Here is a 26,660-nt window from a genome sequence, read left to right as displayed (position 1 = left end):
TGGAGGAAATTATGTATTTTGAAAAAGTAAAAGTTGCTGATCCTGAGATTTATGAACTCATGAAAAAGGAATTGCATCGACAGCAAAGTCATTTAGAGCTGATCGCCTCTGAGAACTTTGTGTCAGACGCAGTGATGTTAGCCATGGGGAGTCATTTAACCAATAAATACGCCGAAGGTACGCCGGGACACCGTTTCTACGGTGGCTGTGTTCATGTGGATACCATTGAACAGATCGCTATTGATCGGGCCAAGGCCTTATTTGGTGCCGAACACGCCAACGTCCAACCTCATTCTGGAGCCCAGGCCAATACCGCAGTTTACATGGGAGTTCTGCAACCGGGTGATACGGTTCTGGGGATGCGCCTGGATCAGGGCGGTCATTTAACCCACGGTAGTCCGGCCAATCTTTCTGGAATATATTACAATTTCATTTCTTATGGGGTGAATCAGGAAACCGAAACCATCGATTATGATGAGATCGAGAAGCTGATCAACGAACACCAGCCCAAATTGGTAGTAGTTGGCGCCAGCTCATACCCTCGCGCCATCGACTTTGAACGGATTTCAAAGCTGACCAAGGCCGCTGGGTGTTATCTGATGGTGGATATGGCTCACATTGCCGGTCTGGTGGCGGCTGGACAACATCAAAGTCCGGTGCCTTATGCCGATTTTGTTACCACCACTACCCATAAAACCTTGCGGGGTCCTCGTGGGGGGATTATTCTCTGCAAAAAAGAATATGCCAAGCTGATCGATAAGGGTGTCTTTCCCGGTACCCAGGGCGGTCCCCTGGAGCATATGATCGCCGCTAAGGCCATTGCTTTCAAAGAGGCCGCAACACCTGAGTTTAAGGCCTATCAGGAACAGGTGGTCAAGAACGCTAAAGTATTGGCGGCGGCGCTGGAAAAACGGGGCTTTCGAATCGTTTCCGGTGGCACCGACAATCACCTGATGCTGTTAGACGTCAGCAAGGTCGGCCTGACCGGGAAAGAGGCCGATGAAACCTTGGGAAAAGTCAACATCACTGCCAATAAAAACGCCATTCCTTATGATAAGGAAAGTCCTTTTGTGACCAGCGGCATCCGGGTCGGAACACCTGCCGTAACCACCCGGGGATTGGTGGAAGCGGACATGGAAGTGGTTGCCGATGCCATTGAAGCGGCACTGATTAAAAAAGACATGGAACTGGCCCTGGAAAAGGTCGCCTTTTTAACTGAAAAATATCCCTTATATCCCGACTTGATGGATTAAAAATTTTAATAGCAGAGCGTCTGACCAATATTGTTTGGTCAGGCGCTTTTTTTGATTCGAAATAATTTAAAAAGACAGAAAAATTTTTAGGAAAAGAAAAAGCTCCAACCGGAATGATATCCAGTTGGAGCCTGATTTTTTAGGAGACGGGAGTAGTTTCAGCTTTTAATTCTGGTGACACAGAGTTTTTTAAATCGTTGGTGCGTTTTACAAGTAACAACGAGGAGCCAATTCCGAGGATCGCACAAATAATCAGTAAGATAAAAATCTGGTTGAAGCCAGTGGCAATATCACCGGCAGCTTTGGCATCATCGAGCCACTTACCGCAAATCAGGCCGTAGAAGACATCCGGGATAAAAGCGATAAATGAGATAATACCTGTAGCCATTCCGGTCATTCCAACGGGGATACCAGCCTGATCCATAATTGACCAGTAAGTGGATTTCATGATGTTTGCGATAAAAGCGATCACCAGGGTCAGGATAATGCTGATGGCGATCACCTTGGCAGAGAAGAGCAGAGCAACCAAGGCAGCGGCGATGGCGCCAAAAGCGATCATAAAACCTTTGCCTTTGTAAGTGAACTTATCCATGAAAAAGCCGCCGATTACCCCGGCTAACAAGACAATGATGTAACTGCGGACGATACCAATCGCGCTGGCTGTTGTTGTTGAGATGTTAAGCACCTGCACCGTATAGGTCGTCATGTAGGCATTTCCAATGGCCCAGGTAAGATAGGCAAACATAATCACCAGGATCGTAATCCAGACGCCTTTGTTTTTCAGGACATCCATAACGCTGTATTTGGTTTCGTTAACGACTGCCTGCGTTTCGTGTTTGATATCTGTTTTGGGAAGAAAGAGCAGGGCCAGAACAAAAAACAGGGCACAAACAGCGGCGCCAAATATAAAGAGAACCTTCATGCCGGCAGCTGGGGTAGCGGCCAAACCGACAATCGCCAGAAATGCGAAACCCATCAGGGTTTGGATAACGCCGCGCAAGGCTTCACTGCCACCGAACATTTTACTCTGATTGTCTTCGTTAGCCAAATTTCTGATTCCCTTGAGATAGGCTGACCACAGGGTGGCAATACCGAAAAATCCGTAAAGAAAATGAATAATCAGCAGCGCCGTAAAGTTAGTGGTCATCGCAAAGGCGAAAGTTAGCACAGCATAAGCCGCCAGGGTGGTGGAAATCATTGAGCGCATTGAGAAACGGTCAGCCATCCAACCGCCGATCGGATAGCAGAAGGTATAGGTTAAATTCAGTGCCGAGGCCAGAACACCAATTTGCGTATTGCTAAGCTGATACGCAGCAGCAAATTGATCGTAAAAGGTAAAGCGTAAAAAGGGTAATTGATAGGCAAGGGCAACCGTAGCACTGAGTATTAAAAATACCATTGCATTCTTAAATCCAAAATTTTTCATTTCATCCTCCTGAAACATAATTGCGAAATACATGTCTAATGCAATGGAGTATAACACGATAAATGTAAACGGTCAACAATTATTTTTAAGAAAGGAAAACAACCAAATATCTTAATAAAATGCCAGAAAATTGAGGTGTTTCAGAAATATTTATGCAAAATCTTTATAATGTAGATCACCAGGAAGTCTGGTTTCGATTACAAAATAAGTATTGACAACAATTTGGGAGCCGTGCTATAGTTTAATTGCGAAATACATGTATTTATTAAAAAAATTCGGAGGTTATTTCAAATGTATATGAACAGACGCTTTTATGAAAAATACGTTTCCACCAGCGATGTGGAACTGCTGCACGAGTATTCTTTAAAAGTTTTAAAAGAAGTCGGTGTTTCCTTTGCCAGTGAAGAGGCCTTGGCGATCTTTAAGAAACATGGTGCAACTGTCGAAGGGAATATTGTAAAAATAAGTGAAGAACTTTTAAACAAAGCCCTGGCGACAGCACCGAAATCATTTGCGGTGACCACCAGTGCTGGTGAAACACACATTGGTGAGCGTTTCAAACCAAAAACAGTGGGCTGTTACGGTCCTTCAAAATTCTTGTTTGAAGATGATACCTACAGAGCGGCATTACTGCCGGATGTGGTTAAGTTTTTAAAACTGATGCATACCAGTGATGTGACCGATTTTGTCAATAATTCTGCCTATGATACCCCGGATTTAGACAAGTCTCAGGACAATTTCTATATCCCGCAGGTGGCATTATGTCTTAAATATTCAGACCGACCAACTTATGGCAATGTTGCCAACAGTTTAAATGTCAAAAAACAGAGTTTGAAGGATGCAGCCAAAGAAATTGCCAACCTGTACAAGGAATTCTATGATATCTGGGATCGACCGGTATTGTTAACCAATTGTTGTGCGCTCTCACCGCTCGGCTACTCATATGAGGTGCTAGATAACATCATGGGTCTGGTTGAAGAAGGTCAGCCGGTTACCATTATCACCTGTTCGATGACCAATCTGACCGCTCCAGCGGCACTGATGGGTTCGGTAATTCAGGACAATGCAACGATTCTGGCCGGGATCGTCTTAACGCAATTGATTAACCCGGGAGTCGGGGTTATTTACGGAACCGTGTCTTCACCAACGGATATGCGTAAAACAGCCATTGCCATTGGGGCACCAGAAGCACAGCTGATTCAAATGGCAACATTGGCCTTGGGACGTTACTATGGTCTGCCAGTCAGAACCGGTGTCAGTGGTTCGGATTCACTCAAACCCGATTATCAGGCTGGGGTTGAATCAATGACGACATTGATGACCACTTACCTGGGAAAATCAGACTTTGCGCTGAATAATGCCGGGATTCTTCAATCCTACGCCGTCGGCAGTTATGAAAAATTTGTTCTCGATGAAGAGGTCAATCGCATTTTGATGCGACTAAATAAAGGGATTAAAATCTCGGATACACAAGCCGGTAAGGTTTTTGACGAAATCAAGAAGGCTGGCCCACTGGGTAATTATTTATCAGGAAGAACCCCGAAAGAATACCGCGATCAGCATCACTTATCACAGATTTTTAATAAAACCGCTGGTGATCCAGCCGTTATTTTTGAAGAAGTGGGCGATATCAGACAGCGGGCTTCAAAAATTATCGAAGAACGATTGGAAAGCTATCAGGCTCCAGACCTGACCAAAAAACAACAGGAACTGTTAAACCGTTATCTGCCGGAAAGCGAAAAATTCTAAAACAAATATAATTGATAAAGAATCAGGCCAGGGCATGATGGTTGCAACCATCATGTCAATAAAAAATAAAAAAGGAATGGTAAAAAAATGTTAGATTTAAAAGAATTAACACAAGCAGTAGGAGATTTGGAAGAAGAACTGGTAATGGATTTACTCAACGAGTTTGTTAAAGCGAGTCCGTCAGAACCAGAAGCCCAGGAAGCCATTGCCGCCTGTCAGGCAGGTATGGCAATTGTTGGTGAACTGTTTGAAAAGGGCGACTATTTTGTAGGCGATCTGATTTTTGCCGGTGAACTATTAACCGAGTCTATCAATCTGTTAAAACCAGTGCTGGGCAGTGGCGCTGATACAGTTGCCGGGACCATTATACTTGGTACGGTTCATGGTGATTTACATGATATCGGTAAGAATATTTTCAAAAGCATGTCAGAAGCAGCGGGTTTTGAAGTGATAGATCTGGGCATTGATGTTGCGCCGGAACTGTTTGTTAAGACCGCCAAAGAAAATCAGGGCTGCATCATCGGAATGAGCGGTGTTTTGACCCTGGCTATCGATGCCATGAAGGAAACCGTAGAGATGTTAAAATCATCAGGAATTGACGCCAAAATTATTATTGGCGGAAATCCGGTGACTAAAGAAGCCTGCCAGTATGTTGGGGCTGACCAATATACAACCAATGCCGCTGAAGGTGTCAAGATCTGTCAGGAATGGGTTGCGTAATTAATCAGCTCAACCAAACGGTAAATGAGCAGACATTCAAAAATAATTTAGGTAAAAGATAATTTAACAGATAGAAGGCAGTAACAAAGACTGTCTTTTATCTGTATTTCAAGGAGATAAAAGATGATAATAATTGGAGAAAAAATAAACGGCACGATTCCATCCGTCAAAGCAGCGATCGAAAGAAAAGATGCTGATTACATCGCCGCTCTGGCGGTCAAACAAACCGAGGCGGGAGCGACTTATATTGATGTCTGTGCCAGCACCGCACCGGAATTTGAAATTGAAACATTGAAATGGCTGATGGATATTGTTCAGAATGCAACCGATACGCCACTGTGTCTTGACAGCCCGAACCCCCGGGTGATCGAAGCAGTTTTTAAATATGCCAATAAGCCCGGCCTGATCAATTCGATTTCAGAAGAAGGCGATAAATGCGAGGTGTTACTGCCGCTGCTGGAAGGAAACAGCTGGCAGGTGGTTGGTTTAACTTGTGATAACAAGGGCATTCCCAGCGATGTCGAAACAAAGGTAGCGATCACCAAAATTATGGTTGAAAAAGCGGCGAAATATGGGATTACGCCCGATCGGATCCATATTGACCCCTGTGTAATGGCCTTGTCAACTGAAAACAACTCGATGCTTAATTTCGCAGAGGAAATCCGCCAAATCAAAGCATTGTATCCAACTATTCATGTAACCGGAGCGATCAGCAATATGTCGTTTGGCTTACCGGTGCGTTCACTGCTGAACAAAACCTGCATGGCCTTTGCCATGGAAGCCGGAATGGATTCGGCGGTCATTGATCCGCTTAACCGTGATATGATGGGTACTATCTTTGCTACCTACGCCCTGCTCGGCCAGGATAAACACTGTCGTAAGTACAGTAAAGCCTACCGACAAGGGCAAATCGGACCAGTCAAATAATTTTTTAAGCATGTTTCTTTAAACCCGGGTTAAAAACTTTCTCACGGATCATTGCAATGGAGAAAGTTTTTAGCTTAAGCGGGTGGTAAATCGCAACAGAAAGTTTTGGTTGCAAATTGTACCTGATCGGTTGATACTTTATAGATGGCATTACTGGTGCATGAATAAGAAAGAGGAAGACACTATGGTACTTTATATTTCACTTGTTTTGTTAGTTGTTTTTTTGTTTTTTGGATTTGTTTTTACCGATGAATTACTGAATGTGACAAATGTCCTGTTTGGTGTGATTACTCATAATCTGGGGTGGTTCTATCTGGTCTCGGTGCTGGGGATTCTGATTTTTTGTCTGGGGCTGGCTTTCAGTAAATACGGAAAACTGCGGTTGGGGGATGAAGACGACCGACCGGAGTATTCAAATTTTTCCTGGTTTGCCATGCTTTTTAGTGCCGGGATGGGCATTGGCCTGGTATTTTGGGGCGTGGCCGAACCGGTTTATCATTACTTACAGCCACCGCTGGGGATTGAGGCGGCCTCCAGTGAGTCGGCCAGCAAGGCATTTCAGTATGCCTTTTTGCATTGGGGTTTTCACCCCTGGGCGATATACGCCATCGTTGGTCTGGCTTTGGCTTATGTCACCTTCAAGAAAAAACAGCCGTGTCTGATCAGCTCGACCCTTGAGCCGCTACTGGGTGAAAAGTCCAAAGGAATTGCTGGCAAGCTGATTGATGTGCTGGCGCTGGTCTTAACCGTGATTGGTGTGGCAACGTCATTGGGGTTGGGGGCATTGCAGGTCAATGGCGGTCTCAAAACACTTTTTGGCATCCCCAATACGATCACCGTCCAGATTATCATTATTGTCATCATTACAGTGCTGTTTTTGATTTCTTCGATAACGGGACTGGATAAAGGAATAAAAATACTCAGTAACACCAACATCGTGATTGCGCTGTTAATCATGATTTTTGTGCTTTTTACCGGTCCGACGGTTTTTATCATCGATACTTTTTTTGTCAGTTTAAGTGCCTATCTTCATAATATTTTGCCAATGAGTCTGGCCTTAACACCATTTAGCGATGATCCCTGGCTGGGTAACTGGACCATTTTTTATTGGGCCTGGTGGATGTCTTGGGGCCCGTTTGTGGGAACTTTTATCGCCCGGATCTCAAAGGGTCGAACGGTCAAAGAGTTTATCATGGGTGTGATCATCATCCCAGCGCTTTTTTGCTGTCTCTGGTTTGCGGTATTTGGCGGAACCGCCCTGTATTTTGAAATCATCGATAAGCTAAGTATTGCCGAGGCCATTACCGGCGATGTGGCGGTCGGATTATTTGTCACCTTATCGCATTTGCCGTTTGGTCAGGCGATTTCATTTTTGGCAACCTTGTTAATCGTGACATTTTTTGTGACATCAGCCGATTCGGCCAATTTTGTGGTGGCGATGTTCTCGCGAAACGGTGATTTAAATCCGGATCGTAAAATCAAGGTTGTCTGGGGGATCGTGCTTTCATCGATGGCCATTGTGCTGCTCTTAAGTGGCGGTCTGGTGGCAATCCGCAATGTGGCGATTATTATGGCCCTGCCCTTTGTTTTTATTCTGATTATGATGTGTGTTTCAATTTTTAAGGCGTTTAAGAATGAAGCGGACTAGATATTTAAAAATAGCCAACGGTGTGGTAGAATTCGGTTATTGAAGGATAGGGGGAATGATAAAAATGAAAAGAGTGATGATTGGCTGCAGTGTTCTTAAAAAGGAAGTTGAAGCCCTGATAGATTGTTCGGATCTTGAATACCGGTGGATTAGAGAGCATCTCCACAATACCCCAGATCTTCTGCACACCGAGATACAGGCGGCCATTGATGCCGAAACCGATGCGGACATCATTTATCTCAGTTATGGATTGTGCGGGAAAGCATTAGTTGATATTCAGGCAAGATCCTGTCCTTTAGTCATCCCCCGAGTGGATGACTGCATTGCGATGATATTGGATGATCGGTCTGATCTTGGCGCACTGCGCTGTTCTTCTTACTTTGTCTCTCAGGGCTGGCTTTGGGGCGAAGATGGAATCGGCTATGAGCATGATCGGATGAAAGAAAAATATGGTGAGAAGCGGGCCTTGCGTATTGCCAGAGCCATGTTTAAAAATTATCAGTATTTGCTGTTTATCCGCACTGGGGTGGAAACCGCGGAAGATCGACAAAAATGCGAAGCGATGGCGGAAAAACTGGGACTGAAGGTTAATGAAACCACTGGTAATATTGATATTCTCGATGCGATGATAAAAGACAGCAATGATCAGCGGTTTATTCGAATCGAACCTGGCGAAGTGATAAAAGAAGAGATGTTTCGGACGGATTAAGATGCTGAGTCAGCTTGATTCATTTCAGGAGTGTAGAAAAAATTTGGTGCTGATAATCGCTAAAAAAATGGGGCAGTTTTTACAAATAATAAGTTTACAAACCGTATTGCATGCGGTTTGTTTAAGTTAATGGTTTAGTAAGCCTTATAACTGTGTTACCCAGCATCCGGCACAAAAAATCCCAGATATGATTACAACCTGCAAAGGTAAAAATCAGTAAAGATTGAGACCTGAAATTATTCAGTAAAGAATGAGACCTGAAATTATCATGATGAAACGGTAAACAAACCGGGGTTATTGTGATATAATCTTAAAATGTATCAAAATTGAGGGGATGCAGGGGGCAGTGATCATGAAATTAACGCTTAGCATTTCGAAAAAAGAATGTGATCTTATCCATGAACAGTCACTGAAACTTTTAAAAACCATGGGGATCACTGTTTTTTCGAATGAAGCACAGGAGATTTTCAGAAAAGCCGGGGCCAGAGTTGATGGTAAACAGGTTTTTCTTGATGCGCCGCTGGTTGAAGAAAGTCTCAAATTGGTTCCTTCTGCCTTTCCTGTCTATTCAAATAGCGGCCGTGTGGTAGTCGGAAAGGGTGAAATTTGCACCCTGCCAGCTTATGGTGGAACCTATGTATCTCGAAATGAAGCGATTGCGTTGGGAACCCGAAGGGATTATGTGAATTTTACCAAACTCAATCAGCAGAATCAGCTAATTAAAATGGCTAGCCCCTATACCATTGAACCCTTCGATATTCCTCTGGACTTGCGAAGCGCCTATCGGATGGCGATGCTTTTAAAATTCTCTGATAAACCTTGCCTTTCAATTGTCGGTAGTCAGGAAGAGTCCTGCGCTTGCATTGCAATGGTTAAACGCTACCGTGGCATTGACCATAAACCGGTCGTGCTTGGTAATGTCAATGTATCGGCGCCGATGATTATGGGGCATTCAACAACGGAAGTGATTACCGTTCATTGTCTGGAAAATCAACCACTGATGATTGCCTGCGGCAGTGGATTAAGCGGTTTAACAGCGCCGCCCACTCCCGGCGGTAATTTTCTGCTGGCCAACGCCGGAATTATTGCTGGAATTGTCTTTGCTCAGATTCAAAGCCCCGGTCTGCCAATTATTTATGGTTTGCCGCTATTTGGAGTGGATCCGTTCAAGGCCGAAACATTAGTTGGGAGTCCTGCAACGGCATTGTTTACACTGGCGGCAAAGGGGATGGCAGAATATTACAAAATTCCATTTCGGGCCGGCGGTACATTTACCGACTCAAAATACCTCGATTATCAAAGTGGTTTTGAAAGCGGGATCAATCTGCTCTCAACTCTGCTGGCAGAGGTCGATTGTCTGATGCATAGCTTTGGGATGGAAGATGCTTTAAAAACAATTAATTATAATAAATATATTCTGGATGAATATGCTTTCTTAAGTTTAAAAGACTTTGTCCAGGGAATGGAAATTAATGATGTCACGACGATGATGGATGAAATCCTGAAGGTGGGATCAACCGGAAATTACATCTCTTCACGAAACCTTAAATTAATCAGAAAGCAATATCGGCCCCATGGTTTTGGGGAAGGGAAAACAAAGGCAGCGGTACTAAAAGAGACCGACGATGAGATTATCAGGCGTTTAGATAGTTATCAATTTACCGCACCAACTAAAGAACAGATTAAAATAATAAGGGGTTACCTGCCAGATGAATATATCGACTAATCATGCCATGAATACAACTACTTTTGAGAGTATTGTCGAGGCCATGAAAAAAATTGAAGAAAAAAAAGTGCTTAAACTTGTCAATTATGCGATTCGAGAGGGCGCATCCCAGGCCCAGATTGTCGAAGCGATCCAGCTTGGTCTGGATCACATCGGTCATTATTTTGAAGAGGGGCGGTATGGTGTGACCGATTTAATGATGGCGGGCATCATTTTTGAAGAAGTGTTAAAATTGCCGAGTCTGAAGCTGATCAATGAGGGATCGGGTGAACCGATTGGTCGGATTCTACTGTGCACCATCGAGCGGGATCTGCATGATATTGGCAAGTCAATTTTTAAGAGTGCTGCGTTGATGTCAAATTTTGAGGTCATTGATCTGGGGATTAACATTACCGCCCAGGAAATTTTGGCAGAAACCATCAAATTAAAGCCCGATGTGATTGCCATCAGCTCAATTCTCGCCGAAGGGGTCCGCTATATCAAAGCCGTGAATGACGCTCTGGTGGCTGCTGGAATCAGGGATCAGGTTAAAATTATTGTCGGGGGACTCTCGACCCATCGCCAGGCAATTGAATACACCGGAGTGGATGCCTTTGCTCATGATGTCTATGAAGGGGTCAAGCAATGCAAAACTTGGATAACGGAGGGGGGCGAAGCGCATTAATCACAAATATGAAGAAATTGCCGATAGCATTAAATACAAGATCCAGAAGAATTTTTATGCCATCAATTCCGCCATCCCGCCGGAAAATACCCTGGCTGATGAATATGGTGTCAGTCGCATCACCATCCGTAATGCCATTTCGAAGTTAATTGATGAAGGCTATATTTATTCGATACCGGGAAAAGGGAATTATGTACTTGAAAAAAGTAACGATAAATACCTGATTTCATTAAAAACCGAACAGCTCTTAAAAAAACCGTACCAACGGGTCGAACTGTTGGGATCGGAAATTATCAAACCGACCATTGATTTGGTTTACCATCTGCGGGTAGCCCCCAACGCCCGGGTTGTTTATGTCCGCTGGGTACTGCTTTATGAGGAAAAGCCGATTGCCTATGATATTCAGTACATTCCCTATTTTCCGGGAATTACTGTTTGGAACGATAATTTTGAATATACCAGTTTCAGTGAAATATTGTCGCAGAAAAACAAATTGTTTCAAATGCAGGGCAGGATGAATGTGACGGCGATGAATTGTGATCGGGAAGTGGCAGAAATTCTAAAAATCCCGGAAGAAACGCCAGTGATGCAAATTACCCAAAAAATATTAGACGATAATGAACCCATGGGTTTTCGTCAGCTGTTTATTAAGCGTGAATGGTGCTGCGTCCGTGGAACGTCTTATCAGGAATAGATTGAAGGACTTAAATGAAAGTAAAAATATACGAACGAATTGTCAACGATATTCTGTCTGAGATCAGAAGTGGTTCACTTAAACCCAATGAAAAATTACCGACCAATCAGGAGCTGGCTGAAAAATATAATACCAGTGGGGTGACGGTCCGAAAAAGCCTGGCCACGCTGGTAAACAAGGGCTATCTGGTCTCGATTGAACGCGTCGGGACGTTTGTCAAAGAGCGAGAGAAGGATCTTTTTTTAGTCAATTTTTCCCTGGAGGGAAACATCAATGAAGAAATAACAGACATCCAGACTGAAGATATCCTGATTTCGATGACAAAATTAAAAGGCGAGCGACGGGAATTAAAGACGCTTGAAATCAGACGGATGTATTTTTCGGATGCAATGCCGGTGGGCTACAGCATCGATTCGCTGTTTCTTACTGGTCGTTACCTGAGTGCAGGGATTGAAAAAAAAGCCGAGAAAAACATTGCCATCATGCATCGAATTTTTAATAGTTTTGAGGTAAAAAAAAGCATTGAAGTGACCATGGATTATCCCAATAAATACATCTCAAACCGACTGTTAATTGATGAAAACATGCCAATGTTTTGCATAAATATATTTTTCTCAACCATAACCGATCATCCGATTGGTAAAAGAACCTTGTATGTGTTAGGTGAAAATATTGAGTTGAATGGAAAATCATTTTACGAATAAGGAAAAATAAGAAATGAACTATATAATACTCTATCTGATTCTTGTTAATCTACTTACCTTTGGACTGTTTTGGCAGGACAAACGGCGTTCAAAAAAAGCGGTCTGGCGGATTCCGGAGAAAACCCTGATGGGCTTATGCCTGATTGGCGGCTCTATTGGCGGACTGCTGGGGATGCGGGTTTTTCACCATAAAACCAGGCATACTTTGTTTGTCTGGGGAATTCCGATAATTATTGCGCTTCAGATCGGGTCGGTGCTGTTATTCTATATTAAAGGACTCAATTGACTGGTGTAAAATAAAAATACCAAAAAAGTTTTGAATATGACTTGACAATTTGTATAAAAGCGTGTATTCTATAGTGGTGTTCAAAATGATTTATGCGAGAGTGTTGGAACTGGCAGACAAGCACGTTTCAGAGGCGTGTGTCGCAAGGCGTACGGGTTCGACTCCCGTCTCTCGCACCATTTAGAATTTTTAAAAACGGCATGAGATGGTCGTTTTTTTTATGCCCAAAATCAGAAGTTGATTTGAATTAATTTTACGCTGAGATTAATTGAACTATAAATGGGTAAACAATTTGTATGCTCAATCAGTAATCAAGTTGGAAGCGTCAGAAACAAATAAGTGATTAAAAAAACTGCCAATTCTGTTTTTGAAGGGGTGAGATTAAGATGAAATGCGAAAAATGCGGCCACGAGAACGAAGCATCCAGCCTGTTTTGTCAGAACTGCGGAAATCCGATCCGGAGCCTGGAAAAGTGGGAGTCTCAGGTAACGGAGGACACGAACCGGGAAAAAATAGAAAGTGGGATTCCGGATCGTAAAACTGGACATCAGGGAAAGAATAAGGGGATCATTATTGCAATTGCGGTGGTGGTCGGAGTCTTTCTGATTGCCGGAGCCGTTTTTGGATTTATTAATTTTCAAAAAATCAATGCCGTTAACAGCGGTCTTACAAATGGCGAAGATTTACTGGCCGTTCAAAATTATAGCGAAGCACTGGTGGCCTTCGATGGAGTGTTAAAGCTGGATCCGAATAGCGCTGCAGCAATTTTTGGAAAAGCCAAAGCTTACACCGGGGCGGGCAATTATAAAATGGCCAATACCTTCTTCGAAGAAGCAATCCGAAAAGAAAAAAACTCAGAAAAATTAAAAATGATCTTTGATGCCTATATTGCTTCGGAAATTCAGGCCGGAGTATCAGAAACGGATCTTTTTGCTCTGCTGGATCGGGCCTCCGAAGTTACCGGAGACAGTAAATATGCCGATCAGAAAAGTAGCTATACGGTTAAAGCGCCATCCTTTAATCTGAATCCGGGAACCTATCAGGGGGAACAAAAACTGGAAATCGTTAAGGCGGATGCCAATGATATGGTTTTTTACACGACGGATGGATCCCAGCCCACAGTCAGTTCAATCGTATATACAGAACCGATTACCTTGACAAAAGGTGAAAAAACAATCAATGCCATTGAAGTCAATGGGGCTGGTTTTGCCAGTAAAATAATTGAAGGCAAATACGTTATCAATGATATTCCAACCACCTCTGGTGGATCCGAGTCAGAAGGGTCCGACTCGGGAAGCGGCACTGCCACCGGTTGGGACTATGCGAATTTTAGTCTCTATGCGTCTTCGACCCTACCGGACATGGCTGGGATCAGTTATTATGTCGGGAACGTGATGGATGGCAGTGATAATACCGCCTGGGTTGAAGGGGTGTCTGGCGATGGGATTGGTGAGTATGTTCAATGTGTCTATAACGGAACCTCCGCACTGACCATTCATGGAGTGGCCATTAAAAACGGTTACGTCAAGACTACTACATCCTTTGCTGAAAATGGTAGTGTTCGGGGACTGGTGATGTATGTTAATACCAGCCCAGTGGCCAACATGATTCTTGAACGGATCCGGGATGAACAGGTGATCTCAATCAGCCCGGTCACCATTAATCCTGGTGACTCAGTTGTTTTTGTCATCGATTCGGCGGTGGCGGGACCTGCGGATGGTGAACATGACACCGCTATCACCGAAATCAGATTGTTCTGATTATGGTGATGAACTTTTAAATTAGCGTCATTTTAAAATCTGGAGAAGCGATTCTCCGGATTTTTTTGATTTGTTTATTTCAGCCTTTTCTTTATCTTTTTCAGGCAAATAATGGTATAATAACAAGATAACGCTAACATCAATTAAAGAGAGGTTTTAATGAAGTTTCAGGAGATTTCAGATAAGCTGACACGATTTATTAATAAATATAACTATTTGGCTGAGGAGCGCAGTGCCAATGTGCTTTTTTTATTAAAGTGCATTGTTTTAAAATACCTGGCAGATAATCAGCACCTTGACTTTGAAGCCCACCAGAAGGCCATCAAAAAGAATTTTACGCTGGATTATGTCCTGGCAATCTGGCAGGGCCGCCCCCTTGAGACACCATTCTGGGGGCAGGAGCAGACAGAGCCTCAGCCTATTGGGGATGAGATATGGGCGTGGGTCTCTGAATTTATTCAGTCATCCCCCGCACTGGCGGGAGAAAATCCCGGCTTGATCGGCAACCTTTACGAAGCCAGTTTGCTGCTTAATCACAAGAAAAACCATGGGGTCTTTTATACTCCGGAAAACATCGCCAGGTATATGGCGGCGGATGTACTTGAAGCATTTTCACCGGGTAACCAACAGCAGGATTTTCGGGTTCTCGATCCGGCTTGCGGAAGCGGATCCCTGCTTAGTGCAATATACGATGCGATTATGGTTCGAAGTGGTGAACTGACTCCGGAGCAGCAAGCCACGCAGCATCGCCAGTTGCTGGAAACCGGCCTGCTGGGAGTTGACCGGGATCCGATGGCCTGTCTGGTAACCCGGCTGATCCTGACCTTAAAAGGAAAAGAATACGTTAAGCCGCTGGGAATTTTTTGCGGCGATATTCTGACCGAAGAATTAGTTGCCGTGCAGTCGGTCGATGTAGTCATCGGGAACCCGCCTTATGTCGGCCATAAAGAAATCCAGACGGATTATATGAAGCAGTTAAAAAACCGCTACGGTGAGGTGTATCGGGATAAGGGGGATCTTTCCTATTGCTTTATCTATCGGGGCTGGGAACTGCTAAAACCGGGGGGGCAGCTTATCCATATCACCTCCCGCTATTTTATCGAAGCTTTGTATGGAAAACCGTTACGGGCCTTTATCCGAAAAGCATTTGCAATTCAGGAAATCGTTGATTTCAACGGACTCCGGGTGATTGAGGGGGTTGGGGTTGATCCGGCCATTATCCGACTGCTTAAAACGAATCGGATTGATGATGCTCAAAGGATTCAGGTTAAACGGTTCTTTATTAAAAACCACAAACCGGAAAGCTATTCCAAACTGATCGAATCGCTCGTTCAAACCGATCAGCCAAGCGATTTTTATGAGTCCTTTGAACTTTCGCAGATTCAGCTGAATGACGATTCCTGGCGGCTCTATTCACCGCTGACCCGGAGAATCATCGAGAAGATTGAGGCCAAAACCCCCTTTACCCTGGATAATGTTGTCCACAGTTTTCAAGGCATTATCACTGGAAACGACAAGGCTTTTATCTTTGAAGTGACGGATCCGGTTCGTCCGGGCTTTGAATCGTGTTGGTTAAAACCGTGGATCAAGAACAAGGATGTGAAAGCGTTTGAAGTCGCCAAACCGCAAAAGCAAATCCTCTATACCAACCAGATCAGTGCGATTGACGAGCACCCTGAGCTAGTTGCACATCTTGAAGCATACCGGGACAAGCTAAAAAACCGCCGGGAATGCAAAAACGGCAAACTGGCCTGGTATAAACTGCAATGGGGACGGGATCCGGATCATTTTGAGAGGCGAAAGATCGTTTTTCCCTATAAGGCAACTCAAAACCGCTTTGCCATTGATGAAGCGCACGCTTATTTCAGCGCTGATGTTTATGGCTTGATTCTCAAACCACGGCTTTATCATCAGATCACCGAGGAATTTCTGGTGTTGCTGCTAAACAGCAAGCTCTATAATTACTACTTTAAGTCCTACGGGAAAAAACTGGGTGATAAGCTTTATGAGTACTATCCCAACACCCTGTTGCGACTGGGAATACCGGACATTAAAGATGAAACCATTAAGGTATTTAAAGATTCTTATGATAGAATCGTAGAATTAAAGAAAAGTGGCGACAATGTGGGATTGGGCAAGATTCTTGCTGATATAGACCAGTGGTTTTATGATTTTTTTGAGTTGAATCAGATCGAAATAGCAGCAATTGAAACAAACCGGTGATTGTGAACCGATCATTGGCTTTGCAGAATCCGAATAGAGTGCTATCGTGAAAGGACATTATGCAGGAAAGTTTTTTTAACCAGAATTATGAAGGCCAAATTGCCGATAATGCTCCCCTTGCGGTAAGAATGCGGCCCCAAACTCTGGCAGAATTTGTTGGCCAGCAGCATATCATTGGTCGGGGGAAGCTTTTGTATCGGCTGATTGAAGCGGATAAACTGTCATCAGTGGTGTTTTATGGACCGCCGGGTACCGGCAAAACCTCATTGGCAAAAATTATTGCCAACCGCACCAATGCGGCGTTTTACGAGCTCAATGCAGTGACCTCGGGAAAAAAAGAAATTACTGAGGTGCTGGAGAAGGCTAAGAATAACCTGGGGGTTTATAATAAAAAATCCATCCTCTTTATTGACGAGATCCATCGTTTTAATAAGGCGCAACAGGATGCTCTGTTACCCAGTGTCGAAAAAGGGTTAGTAACCCTGATTGGCGCCACCACCGAAAACCCCTATTTTGAAATCAACTCGCCACTGCTGTCCCGCTCGACTATTTTTGAGTTTTACAACCTGACCCCAGACGATATTCGTCAGGTGATCAAACGGGCCATTACTGATCGGGATCGGGGCTATGGTGTAATGAAAATAAACTGTGATCAGCAGGCCCTCGATCATTTTGCCGAGGTCGCTAACGGTGATGTCCGTCGGGCCTTGAATGCCCTGGAGCTGGGGATTCTGACGGTGGATAAAAATGCCGACGGGATTATTCATATCGATCTGGAAACGGCCCAGGAGTGTATCCAAAAGCGGGCGGTTCAATATGATAAAAATGGCGATAACCATTATGACACCATTTCAGCCTTTATCAAGAGTATCCGGGGTTCCGATCCCGATGCGGCGCTTTACTGGATGGCTAAAATGATTACCGCCGGGGAAGACCCCAAGTTTATTGCCCGGCGGATTGTCATTTCGGCGTCTGAAGATATTGGCAATGCCGAACCGCTGGCCTTACCGGTAGCGATGGCCGCCGCCGATGCGGTCCAGTTTATCGGGATGCCGGAAGCCCGAATTAATCTGGCCCAGGCAGTGGTTTTTCTGGCCTGTGCACCCAAAAGCAATGCCTCCTATCTGGCGGTGGATGCTGCCATAGAGGCGGTCAAGCATGTTTCAAACAGCAATGTTCCGGCGCACTTGCAGGATACCCATTATTCTGGCAGTAAAAATCTGGGTCGAGGCATGACGTATCAGTATCCTCACAATTATCCCGGCCACTATGTTAAACAGCAATACTTACCGGATGATTTGATCGGCACGCATTTTTATCAACCGACTGAAATGGGTCATGAACAAAAAATGAAAGAATATCTTCAGAAAAAGGGAATAATCGAATAAATTACGAACAGAAAAGGAGAGACATTTGAAAAAAGAATTGCAAGAACAACAAGAAAAAATGTTTAAACTGGAAGAAAATATTCATGGGTTTATCTTGAAAAAAGAAGAATTTGTGGATGAAATAGATGGCTTTGCCCGAACCTTTGTACATCAAAAAACCGGGGCCCAGTTAGTGTATATATCGGCTGATGATGACAATAAGGTTTTTTCAATCAGCTTCCGCACCCCATCCACCAACAGCACCGGGGTGCCCCACATTCTTGAGCATTCGGTATTATGCGGTTCAAAAAAATACCCGGTCAAGGAACCCTTTGTGGAATTGGCCAAAGGATCGCTAAACACCTTCCTCAATGCGATGACCTATCCGGATAAAACAATGTACCCGATTGCCAGCACCAATGCCAAAGATTTTATGAATCTGATGGATGTATATCTGGATGCGGTTTTTTATCCCAATATCTATCAAAATCCCTACACCTTCTTGCAGGAGGGCTGGCATTATCATATTGAAAATGCTGATGATCCGATCATCTACAATGGGGTGGTCTATAATGAAATGAAGGGTGCCTTCTCCAATCCCGAGGAATTGCTGCAAAATAAAATTTTTGAATCCCTTTATCCCCAGTCCTGCTACCGGTTTGAATCCGGCGGGGATCCGGATGTGATCCCGGAACTGACCTATGCGGATTTTCTGGGCTTCCATAAAAAATACTATCATCCCTCCAACAGCTATATTTATCTTTATGGCGATGGGGATGTCCGGGCGCACTTGAAATATTTAAATGACGAATATCTCAGTGCCTTTGATAAACAGCCAGTTGACAGTGAAATAGAGGCCCAGCCGATGCTCACGCAGCGGACGGAAATGCGGGCGTCCTACGGGGTGTCCAAGGAAGAAACGCTGGAAAATAAAGACTATCTGGCTCTTTCTGTGGTGCTGGGTGATAAATTATCCTATGAGGAGGCCCTGGCTTTTGATATTCTTGCCCATATCTTATTAAATAATAATTCATCACCGCTCAAAGAGGCCCTGCTGGATCTTAAAATTGCTGAAGATGTCAGCTATCATTACAGCAGTTCCTTAAGACAGCCCTATTTTTCAATTGTCCTCAAAAACACAGAGGAGAAACATAAGGATCTGTTTGTTAATACGGTGGAATCAGTGCTCAACAAGCTGGCTGCTGATGGCCTCGATCCCCGTAGCGTTGAAGCGGGCATTAATATCCATGAATTTTCCCATATCGAAGGCGAGTACGGTTCTTATCCCAAAGGTCTGATTTATGGGATTGAGATGATGGATGACTGGCTCTATGGTGACGATCCGATTGCCTACCTTAAATACAAAGCCGCCTTTAAAAAATTCAAGGACTGTTGGAAAGACGGCTACTTTGAAAAACTTCTTAAACGGATGTTGATCGACAATAGCCATCAAACCCTGGTGACGATTGTGCCGGACAATACCTTGCAGGAAAAAGCCGACCAGGCATTAGCGGAAAAACTGGCATCTTTTAAAGCGGCTTTGACCCCGGAAGAACTCCAGGATCTGATTGATGAAACCCAGACTCTCATCGAAAAGCAAAATGAAGAGGATAAGCCGGAGGATCTCGAAAAAATTCCCAAGCTGTCGCTGGCCGATATCAATCGTACGGGTCGGAGTTATCCCCTGGAAGTTCAGGAGGCGCTGGAAACCAGGCTGCTGTTCCATCCTGGTTTTACTGGCGGAATTTCTTATTTAAAACTCTATTTTGATTACAGTGATCTGCCGCAGGAAGATTTGAAATATTTATCGTTGATGTGCAAGCTGCTGGGTAGTCTCAGTACCGAAAGCATGGATTTTAGACGATTGAGTCAGGAAATTGAAATTCACACCGGTGGCCTGTCCTTTGGGATTGAGTCCTATGACGACGTCCACCATTTTGGGGATTTCACCTCCCACTGTTACGTTAAGGGAAAAGCGGTGATGGAGAATATCCCGACTTTAGTCAAAATCATGACCGACGTAATTACTAAGACACTTTTTACGGAAAAGAACCTGATTCACGATATGATCCGGGAAATTAAGACCCATAAGGAGACCCAGTTTTTAACCGCTGGCCATGTCGTCGGGGTACAACGGCTGCAGTCTTATTATTCTCAGTCAGCCCGGCTGTTCGAAGAATTTGGTGGAATTGAGTTTTATCGCTTTATTGCCGATCTGGAAGCCAACTTTGATGAGCAGTTTGAAGTCTTAACCGAAAAGCTCACCAGCATCGCCAGCTTGGTGTTTACCAACAGAAAACCAATTATCAGTATTACCGGTACCGAAGAAATCCGGGATCGGACTGTGACTGCCTTGAGTCCTTACATCATGGGGTTGGCGCCAAATAAAGCGGCTAAAAATGCCTTTGCTTTTGAAACTGATATTGCCAATGAAGGTTTCTTAACGGCGGCAAAGATTCAATACGTTTCCCAGGGTTATAATATTCGTGCTTTAGGCTACGAGTACGCCGGTTCCCAACTGGTTTTAAAGGGGTTACTGTCAATGGACTATCTCTGGAACCGGGTTCGGGTTCAGGGTGGCGCCTATGGTGCTTTTATGAGTATTGGTCGTGGTGGCGACCTGTACTTTGGTTCTTACCGTGATCCCAAACTCAAGAAGACCTTTGAAGCGTATCAAGGGGTGGTTGATTATATTAATAATCTGGAACTATCCCAGCGTGAACTGGAAAAGTACATCATTGGCACGATCAGCAGCAAAGATGTTCCGCTCAGCGCTTCGGTGAAAGGCGAGATTGCGGATAATTTTTATTTTAGTGGCGTTACTGCCGCAGATCTGCAAAAAGAACGGGATGAAATTTTAGAAACCACCGTGGCACAACTAAAAAGTCATGGTGACATGATTGCAGCGGTGCTTGCGAAAAATGCCATTTGTGTTTTAGGCAGTGAAGAAGCCATCAATGAAGAAAAAGAATTGTTCAAAGTAACCCGCTATATCAAATAGCTGCTCTGAGGGGAGAGGGGAAATGAAAAGAAAAATAGGACTATTGTTGATACTTAGCCTGGTCTTTGGCACGTCTGGAGTGTTGGCGGCGGGCTTGCCAGCCTATGGTGCTGATGAAGGTGTGATCATTTATGAAGTGAATAGCGGTGATGTTCTTTTTGCCCAAAAGCAGAATGAAAAATTCTATCCGGCCAGTACCACCAAATTGATGACGGCACTGGTAGCCATCGAACACGGTGATCTCAATGAGAATTTTACGGTGGGCGATGAAATTGCAAGTCTGGATGCCGACAGCAGCACGGCTGGTCTTGAAGCCGAAGAGGTGTTATCACTCAACGAATTGCTCTATGCCCTGTTGTTGCCGTCCGGAAACGATGCAGCGGAAACCATTGCGGTGAACATTGGCCAAAAAATTGCTGGCGACAGCTCGATCAGTTCGGATAAAGCCTATGAAACTTTTGTGGCAGCGATGAATAAAAAAGCTAAGGATATGGGGATGACCGGCAGCAATTTCACTAACCCCCATGGACTCCATAGCAGCAATCACTATACCACCCCGGCAGATATGCTGATCCTTGCTAAAGCGGCCTTTGAGGAGACCACCATCAAAGCGATCACCCGGGCCAAGGTTCATGAGGTTCAGACCAATAAGACGAAGCACAAGTGGAATAACTCCAACCTTTTATTATATTCCAACTTCAATGAACTGTCCGAGGAATATCGGGTGGCTAATAATCTCTCGGGAACGAATCCGGTCTTTAATGGCTATGCCACCAGCGGAAAAACGGGTTTCACCGAAGAAGCAAATAAATGCCTGGTTTTTGAGGGTGAAGGCAATGATAAGAATATGATCGGCATTATTTTATATGCGGATGAGACGGTGCTTTTTAAAGAAGCCAGCGATACCATTAATGCTGTAGTCAAAGAATATGAGTTGTTGGAATGGTCCGATCCGGAAGATGAAGAACGGGTCGTTCAGGTGGTTAATTATCATGTCTTTGATGGCAATAAGCTAAAGTACAAGACCAACGACCCGCTGATTACGGCGGTTCCTCAGGCCAATCAGGATAGCTACACGTCCAAGGTGAAATGGGATGAAACCAAAGTCATTGGTGACGAAACCCTGGCAAACCTCGAAGCCGATGTGAAAGCGGGAGAACAGATTGGGGAATTACAGGTTTATAATGGCGAAACCTTTGTAGAGGCTACCCCGGTATATGCGGTGAATGATATGAAGGCCCGTAACTGGACTGATTATCCGATCCTTTACTGGTATGTAACCATCATTGTGATCTTGATGCTGCTGGCGATAATGCGAATTATGTTTGTTCAGTTTATGCGCAAAAACAATATTAAATATAAAAAAATCAAAATCAAGGGAAAACAAAATTCTTCCGGGAGCAGATCTTCTGGTCAGTCACCGAAGCGAAGACGGTAGTCTATGAATAAATAATGGAGTCTGTCAGTAAAACAACAGACTCCAGCATTTTTACTTGACATGTATAGACAAGTGGTTTATAATTTAGATAGTATTTAAAGCATTGAAGTGCAGAATACGAATCAATTTTAAGATACGAAAATGATGCCATGAAGGTATTTCCAGAGTTGAAACTTGGGAGGTGTTCTTCGTGTTTTTTGTGTTAAGTTAAATTTTGAGGAGGTTTTATTATGCACATGGCAGATGCTTTAGTTTCTCCGGCAGTCGGAGGAATCATGCTTGCGGCGAGCGCCGGAGCAATCGCCTATTCGGCGTATAAATGTAAAGACGATTTAGATGAAAAGAAGATCCCGTTAATGGGGGTTATGGGGGCCGTAATTTTTGCCGGACAGATGATTAATTTCACCATTCCGGGAACTGGTTCCAGTGGACACATTGGTGGGGGGATTTTGCTGGCAGCCTTATTGGGGCCTTTTCCGGCCTTTTTGACCCTGACGGCAGTATTACTTATTCAGGCTTTATTCTTTGCTGATGGAGGACTGTTGGCCTTGGGGGCAAATATCTGGAATCTTGGTTTCTATGCCTGTTTACTGGTTTACCCCTTTGTCTTTAAACCGATCGTAAAAAAAGGGCTGACACCAACTCGGATATCGGTGGCATCGGTGGTATCGGTTATTTTAGCCTTAACCCTGGGAGCTATTTCGGTGGTGATCCAGACTCTGGCTTCTGGCATTACTGAATTGCCGATGGCAACCTTCATGGGGATGATGATTCCAATTCATCTGGCGATTGGTCTGGTTGAAGGGGTTGTTACCGGCGGAATTTTAGTCTTCATCTACAAGATGAGACCAGAACTGCTGGAATCGTCCATGGATAATAAAAAATTGCCCAAAAATTTGTCAATTCAAAAAGTACTGGGCGTTTTGCTGGTGTTTGCCGTTGTTGTTGGTGGCGGTTTGTCGCTGTTGGCATCATCCAATCCGGATGGTTTGGAATGGTCAATGGAAAATGTAGCGGGTACCGCCGAGCTGGAAGCCTCGGGCAATGCCTATGACAGTGCTGCTGGGATTCAGGAAAGCACGGCTTTCTTGCCGGATTATGGATTTAAATCAACGGATGGTGAAGGCTCAGCCGCTGGTACCAGTGTTTCTGGCATAATTGGCGCTGGGATTACCCTGATCTTGGCAGGTGGAACGGGTTATCTGATTTACGCTGTCAAACGCCGAAAAGAAAAAACAGTATAGTTGTTTTAATACTAATTGAAATGACAATCTTTATATGGTAATATTAACAATAGTTTGCTTAATAACCTCTGTTTAGTAACAGAGGTTATTTAATATTTAAGTGAAAGGTAGTCCCAATGTCAACAATTACCGATTCCATGAATACAATCAGTTCCCTTGAAGAAATGGCCGATGGCAACACCATCATTCATCGCCTCCATCCAATGGTCAAACTGATCACTACGATGCTTTATCTGGTGCTGGTGATTTCATTTAACCCCTATAATATTACTGGACTGATGGTTTTTGCATTCTATCCGGTGATTTTAATGGCACTGGCTGAAATTCCCTATAAACCCTTGCTGAAACGGCTTTTAGTAGCACTGCCCTTTTCTTTTTTTGCAGGTTTATCCAACATCATTTTTAATCAGCAACTGGCTCTGATGATTGGGCCGATGCCAATCAGTTACGGGGTCCTTTCCTTTATTTCGATTATGGTTAAAACGATTTTTACGGTCATGGCGGTGATGATCCTGATTGCCACGACCTCACTACCTAAAATATCCTATCAACTCTTATCCATTAAGGTACCCAAAATTATTGTGGAGCAGATCATGCTGACCTACCGTTATATATCGGTGTTGCTGGAACAAGTTTCCAACATGTATACGGCCTATATTTTACGAGCTCCGGCTGCCAAGGGGATTAAAATGAAGGACATGGGTGTCTTTGTCGGGCAATTGTTGCTAAAGAGTTTTGATCGGGCCGAGAGCATCTATGTTGCCATGAAATGTCGAGGCTACGATGGCAATTATCTGTATGCCAAACCCAGCCCGATTCAAAAGGGCGATTGGCTGTTTCTGGTTTTAGCTTCGGGGATTTTGTGTTTGATGCGATTTTTCGATTTGAGCCTGTTTATCGGCAGTTTTTTATAATGAGGAGTTCCAATGCTAAAAATTGATAAATTAAACTATGCCTATCCCGATGGTCATCAGGCGATCCGGGATATTAATCTTACAATTGAAGAGGGTGAGAGCATCGCCTTGGTGGGAGCCAACGGTGCCGGTAAATCCAGCTTGTTCAAACTGATTGTCGGTGTTTCCGAGATTAAAGAGGGATCAATAATGGTTGATGAACTCGCCGTTGGAAAAAAGACCCTGAAGGATATTCGTCGCCGGGTTGGGATGGTTTTTCAAAATCCTGATGATCAACTGTTTATGACCAAGGTTTATGATGACATTGCCTTTGGCCCACGCAATGAATTACTGGATGAGCATGTGGTCGAAGAGCGGGTGGTCAATGCCATGGAACAACTGGGCATCATCCACCTCCGGGATCGGATGCCTCATCGCTTATCTGGCGGTGAAAAACGGGTCATTGCCATTGCCTCTGTGCTGGCTATGGATCCTCGGGTGATTTTATTTGACGAACCGACCTCGTTTCTCGATCCCCAGGCCAGACGAAACGTTATTAATACCCTGGACTCTCTGAAGATGACAAAAATTATTGCCACCCATGATCTGGATATGGCCCTGGATATTTGTGACCGGGTGATTATCTTACACCATGGCAGTGTGTTTGCCGATGGCCGTGTCAAAGACATCTTGCTGGATGAGGCGCTCTTATCCCAATGTCATCTGGAGCTGCCCCTGTGTATGCAAAAACCCCGGATTCGATAAATGGATGATTCCGGGAAAGTAAAAGCTTGATGTCGTCAGGCTTTTTTTAGATTTCAGAGCAAGGGACCAAAAAGATTACGAATTTACTAAAGAATAGCACCGGGAAATGGTTTCCTAATTGAATTTTTAAATTTTATACGATATAATTAATGCAATGTTTGGGAGGTCAAGGATGGCAAAAAAAGATTATTCGAATATTGGTAATGATATTAAAGATATTGTTCAGGATGCCTTGAATTCAGAGGAGTTCAAAGAACTGAATAAAAACATTACTGCAACTGTCGCCCGGGCCATGGATGAGGTCAAACGCAGTGGTGAGTATTGGCAGGAGCAGCAACGTCAGCAGCGGGAAAATAATCAGAAAGCCAAACGGCAGGCAGCTAATGGCAGAAGAACCCGGGAAAAAATAAACAAGCCGCAGCCACCGGAAATGGTTGCCAGAAACGCTGTTCAGAATGCCTACAGTCCGGTTAAAAAACAGCCCAATAATTTGATTTCAAAATCACCGCACGGTCGGGTTTCCGGCATGTTACTGATGGTCTTTGGAAATATCGGCATTGGGGTGTCACTGTTATTGCTACTGATATTTTCATCAGTATTTGGCTTTACTTTTACCAGTATGCCGCTTCTGGGAATCAGTGCCGGTATTTTGTTGCCAATTTTTACGGTCAGTGCGCTGATGTCGGCCAAGGGCTCAAACCTGCGGGGGCGGGTGAAGCGCTTTCGCCAGTATGCCAGCCGCCTCAGAGGTCGCGAATTCTGTAAGATCAGTGATTTGTCTGATCCGATTGGTCGCAGTAAGAAATATGTGGTCAAGGATCTGCGCAAAATGATCAGTCTGGGAATGTTTCCCCAGGGACGATTTGATGAAAATGAAGAATATCTGCTGATCAGCGATGAAGCCTATCAGAACCATTTAAAGCTTAAAGAAGGAAAAAAACTTCAGGAAGAAAAAGCGCGCATGGAACAGGTAGCGCTGGATCAGAAAAGAAAACTGGAAACGGAAAATCCGGAAATGAAGGCGGTTCACGAGGTAATTGCCGAGGGTCAGGATACCATCCGGCAGATCAATGAGGCAAATATAGCCATTGAAGGCGAAATCATTTCTCAGAAACTGGATCGGTTGGAAAAAGTGATCACCAAGATTTTTGAATTTATTGAAGAAAACCCCGATGGTTTGCCGGAAATTCGCAAGTTTATGGGCTATTATCTGCCAACTACCCTTAAGCTGGTTTCGGTTTATCGAGATCTGGATGCTGAACCGATTCAAGGGGCCAATATTTTGGCCACAAAAAAAGAAATCGAAGATACCTTGGATACCATCAGCCATGCCTTTGAAAATCTGCTCGACAGTTTTTATGAGGATACCGCCATGGATGTTTCTACTGATATCTCGGTACTCAACACCATGCTGGCCCAGGAAGGGCTGACCAATCGAGAATTCAAAAAATAATCGCATCAAT

21 protein-coding genes, 1 tRNA gene and 1 pseudogene are annotated in these 26,660 nt (G+C 44.2%); 22 read left to right on the top strand and 1 reads right to left on the bottom strand.

Annotation, left to right across the window (positions count from 1 at the left end; all coding sequences use genetic code 11):
* The first annotated feature begins 11 nt into the window (after positions 1 to 11).
* Positions 12 to 1,253, top strand: coding sequence for a serine hydroxymethyltransferase (locus ACWI_RS17720; protein WP_070372774.1), 1,242 nt, complete (start codon positions 12 to 14; stop codon positions 1,251 to 1,253).
* Positions 1,254 to 1,392: 139 nt separating this feature from the next.
* Here the strand turns inward: ACWI_RS17720 and ACWI_RS17715 are convergent, their stop codons facing one another.
* Positions 1,393 to 2,679 (bottom strand): MFS transporter, encoded by a 1,287-nt coding sequence (locus tag ACWI_RS17715; protein WP_070372773.1) that lies wholly within the window; start codon positions 2,677 to 2,679, stop codon positions 1,393 to 1,395.
* 291 nt (positions 2,680 to 2,970) lie between these two features.
* Here ACWI_RS17715 and mtpB point away from each other — a divergent pair, with 291 nt between their 5' ends.
* The 21 genes and pseudogenes from mtpB (at position 2,971) to ACWI_RS17615 (ending at position 26,650) form a co-directional block, all read left to right on the top strand.
* Positions 2,971 to 4,428: a proline betaine:corrinoid methyltransferase gene (mtpB, locus tag ACWI_RS17710; protein WP_070372772.1), complete on the top strand. Its 1,458-nt coding sequence runs from the start codon at positions 2,971 to 2,973 to the stop codon at positions 4,426 to 4,428.
* An 87-nt stretch (positions 4,429 to 4,515) separates the two neighbouring features.
* Positions 4,516 to 5,148, top strand: coding sequence for a cobalamin B12-binding domain-containing protein (locus ACWI_RS17705; protein WP_070372771.1), 633 nt, complete (start codon positions 4,516 to 4,518; stop codon positions 5,146 to 5,148).
* A 123-nt stretch (positions 5,149 to 5,271) separates the two neighbouring features.
* The gene (locus ACWI_RS17700) at positions 5,272 to 6,075 is read left to right on the top strand and encodes a methyltetrahydrofolate cobalamin methyltransferase (RefSeq protein ID WP_070372770.1); all 804 of its coding nucleotides are present in this window, start codon (positions 5,272 to 5,274) and stop codon (positions 6,073 to 6,075) included.
* Between the two features lie 184 nt (positions 6,076 to 6,259).
* Complete coding sequence (locus ACWI_RS17695; protein WP_070372769.1) at positions 6,260 to 7,723, top strand: glycine betaine uptake BCCT transporter; 1,464 nt, start codon at positions 6,260 to 6,262, stop codon at positions 7,721 to 7,723.
* Positions 7,724 to 7,787: 64 nt separating this feature from the next.
* Entirely contained in the window at positions 7,788 to 8,432 is a 645-nt protein-coding gene (locus ACWI_RS17690; RefSeq protein ID WP_070372768.1) for a DUF1638 domain-containing protein, read from the top strand.
* Between the two features lie 352 nt (positions 8,433 to 8,784).
* Entirely contained in the window at positions 8,785 to 10,158 is a 1,374-nt protein-coding gene (locus tag ACWI_RS17685; RefSeq protein ID WP_070372767.1) for a trimethylamine methyltransferase family protein, read from the top strand.
* The gene (locus ACWI_RS17680) at positions 10,142 to 10,822 is read left to right on the top strand and encodes a cobalamin B12-binding domain-containing protein (protein WP_070372766.1); all 681 of its coding nucleotides are present in this window, start codon (positions 10,142 to 10,144) and stop codon (positions 10,820 to 10,822) included. The genes ACWI_RS17685 and ACWI_RS17680 overlap by 17 nt, the downstream gene beginning before the upstream one ends.
* Positions 10,818 to 11,006 (top strand): annotated as a pseudogene (locus ACWI_RS19590) (GntR family transcriptional regulator); the annotation flags it as partial. The gene ACWI_RS17680 and the pseudogene ACWI_RS19590, both read left to right, overlap by 5 nt.
* A 93-nt stretch (positions 11,007 to 11,099) precedes the next feature.
* Positions 11,100 to 11,516, top strand: a complete 417-nt coding sequence (locus ACWI_RS17675) for a UTRA domain-containing protein (protein WP_070372765.1) — start codon at positions 11,100 to 11,102, stop codon at positions 11,514 to 11,516.
* Between the two features lie 14 nt (positions 11,517 to 11,530).
* On the top strand, positions 11,531 to 12,220 hold the full coding sequence (locus ACWI_RS17670; protein ID WP_070372764.1) for a GntR family transcriptional regulator: 690 nt from the start codon (positions 11,531 to 11,533) through the stop codon (positions 12,218 to 12,220).
* A gap of 13 nt (positions 12,221 to 12,233) precedes the next feature.
* On the top strand, positions 12,234 to 12,506 hold the full coding sequence (locus ACWI_RS17665) for a DUF1294 domain-containing protein (protein ID WP_070372763.1): 273 nt from the start codon (positions 12,234 to 12,236) through the stop codon (positions 12,504 to 12,506).
* A 94-nt stretch (positions 12,507 to 12,600) separates the two neighbouring features.
* Positions 12,601 to 12,685: transfer RNA gene (locus ACWI_RS17660), tRNA-Leu, on the top strand.
* 207 nt (positions 12,686 to 12,892) lie between these two features.
* Complete coding sequence (locus ACWI_RS17655; protein ID WP_070372762.1) at positions 12,893 to 14,266, top strand: NADase-type glycan-binding domain-containing protein; 1,374 nt, start codon at positions 12,893 to 12,895, stop codon at positions 14,264 to 14,266.
* Between the two features lie 159 nt (positions 14,267 to 14,425).
* Complete coding sequence (locus ACWI_RS17650) at positions 14,426 to 16,489, top strand: Eco57I restriction-modification methylase domain-containing protein (RefSeq protein ID WP_070372761.1); 2,064 nt, start codon at positions 14,426 to 14,428, stop codon at positions 16,487 to 16,489.
* 59 nt (positions 16,490 to 16,548) lie between these two features.
* Positions 16,549 to 17,877, top strand: coding sequence for a replication-associated recombination protein A (locus tag ACWI_RS17645; RefSeq protein ID WP_070372760.1), 1,329 nt, complete (start codon positions 16,549 to 16,551; stop codon positions 17,875 to 17,877).
* A gap of 25 nt (positions 17,878 to 17,902) precedes the next feature.
* Entirely contained in the window at positions 17,903 to 20,857 is a 2,955-nt protein-coding gene (locus tag ACWI_RS17640; protein ID WP_242871649.1) for an insulinase family protein, read from the top strand.
* Between the two features lie 22 nt (positions 20,858 to 20,879).
* Entirely contained in the window at positions 20,880 to 22,295 is a 1,416-nt protein-coding gene (locus tag ACWI_RS17635; RefSeq protein ID WP_070372759.1) for a D-alanyl-D-alanine carboxypeptidase family protein, read from the top strand.
* 230 nt (positions 22,296 to 22,525) lie between these two features.
* Positions 22,526 to 23,539: an energy-coupling factor ABC transporter permease gene (locus tag ACWI_RS17630; protein ID WP_070372758.1), complete on the top strand. Its 1,014-nt coding sequence runs from the start codon at positions 22,526 to 22,528 to the stop codon at positions 23,537 to 23,539.
* 116 nt (positions 23,540 to 23,655) lie between these two features.
* A complete protein-coding gene (cbiQ, locus tag ACWI_RS17625; protein ID WP_070372757.1) occupies positions 23,656 to 24,453 on the top strand; it encodes a cobalt ECF transporter T component CbiQ in 798 nt (265 codons plus the stop codon).
* 12 nt (positions 24,454 to 24,465) lie between these two features.
* Positions 24,466 to 25,197 carry an energy-coupling factor ABC transporter ATP-binding protein gene (locus tag ACWI_RS17620; protein ID WP_070372756.1) on the top strand — a complete coding sequence of 244 codons (732 nt, stop codon included), beginning with the start codon at positions 24,466 to 24,468 and terminating at the stop codon, positions 25,195 to 25,197.
* Positions 25,198 to 25,369: 172 nt separating this feature from the next.
* A complete protein-coding gene (locus ACWI_RS17615; protein WP_070372755.1) occupies positions 25,370 to 26,650 on the top strand; it encodes a 5-bromo-4-chloroindolyl phosphate hydrolysis family protein in 1,281 nt (426 codons plus the stop codon).
* Positions 26,651 to 26,660 lie beyond the last annotated feature (10 nt).

This window comes from Acetobacterium wieringae (assembly GCF_001766835.1).
GTDB classification, from domain to species: Bacteria; Bacillota; Clostridia; order Eubacteriales; family Eubacteriaceae; genus Acetobacterium; species Acetobacterium wieringae.
Note: the sequence above shows the minus strand (reverse complement) of the source record. Positions and strands in the feature narration are given on the sequence as shown.

Excerpts from the sequence above, each read along its gene's own strand:
- ACWI_RS17720 (WP_070372774.1), top strand. The coding sequence starts at position 12 with ATGTATTTTGAAAAAGTAAAAGTTGCTGATCCTGAGATTTATGAACTC.
- ACWI_RS17715 (WP_070372773.1), bottom strand. The coding sequence starts at position 2,679 with ATGAAAAATTTTGGATTTAAGAATGCAATGGTATTTTTAATACTCAGT.
- mtpB (WP_070372772.1), top strand. The coding sequence starts at position 2,971 with ATGTATATGAACAGACGCTTTTATGAAAAATACGTTTCCACCAGCGAT.
- ACWI_RS17705 (WP_070372771.1), top strand. The coding sequence starts at position 4,516 with ATGTTAGATTTAAAAGAATTAACACAAGCAGTAGGAGATTTGGAAGAA.
- ACWI_RS17700 (WP_070372770.1), top strand. The coding sequence starts at position 5,272 with ATGATAATAATTGGAGAAAAAATAAACGGCACGATTCCATCCGTCAAA.
- ACWI_RS17695 (WP_070372769.1), top strand. The coding sequence starts at position 6,260 with ATGGTACTTTATATTTCACTTGTTTTGTTAGTTGTTTTTTTGTTTTTT.
- ACWI_RS17690 (WP_070372768.1), top strand. The coding sequence starts at position 7,788 with ATGAAAAGAGTGATGATTGGCTGCAGTGTTCTTAAAAAGGAAGTTGAA.
- ACWI_RS17685 (WP_070372767.1), top strand. The coding sequence starts at position 8,785 with ATGAAATTAACGCTTAGCATTTCGAAAAAAGAATGTGATCTTATCCAT.
- ACWI_RS17680 (WP_070372766.1), top strand. The coding sequence starts at position 10,142 with ATGAATATATCGACTAATCATGCCATGAATACAACTACTTTTGAGAGT.
- ACWI_RS17670 (WP_070372764.1), top strand. The coding sequence starts at position 11,531 with ATGAAAGTAAAAATATACGAACGAATTGTCAACGATATTCTGTCTGAG.
- ACWI_RS17665 (WP_070372763.1), top strand. The coding sequence starts at position 12,234 with ATGAACTATATAATACTCTATCTGATTCTTGTTAATCTACTTACCTTT.
- ACWI_RS17655 (WP_070372762.1), top strand. The coding sequence starts at position 12,893 with ATGAAATGCGAAAAATGCGGCCACGAGAACGAAGCATCCAGCCTGTTT.
- ACWI_RS17650 (WP_070372761.1), top strand. The coding sequence starts at position 14,426 with ATGAAGTTTCAGGAGATTTCAGATAAGCTGACACGATTTATTAATAAA.
- ACWI_RS17645 (WP_070372760.1), top strand. The coding sequence starts at position 16,549 with ATGCAGGAAAGTTTTTTTAACCAGAATTATGAAGGCCAAATTGCCGAT.
- ACWI_RS17635 (WP_070372759.1), top strand. The coding sequence starts at position 20,880 with ATGAAAAGAAAAATAGGACTATTGTTGATACTTAGCCTGGTCTTTGGC.
- ACWI_RS17630 (WP_070372758.1), top strand. The coding sequence starts at position 22,526 with ATGCACATGGCAGATGCTTTAGTTTCTCCGGCAGTCGGAGGAATCATG.
- cbiQ (WP_070372757.1), top strand. The coding sequence starts at position 23,656 with ATGTCAACAATTACCGATTCCATGAATACAATCAGTTCCCTTGAAGAA.
- ACWI_RS17620 (WP_070372756.1), top strand. The coding sequence starts at position 24,466 with ATGCTAAAAATTGATAAATTAAACTATGCCTATCCCGATGGTCATCAG.
- ACWI_RS17615 (WP_070372755.1), top strand. The coding sequence starts at position 25,370 with ATGGCAAAAAAAGATTATTCGAATATTGGTAATGATATTAAAGATATT.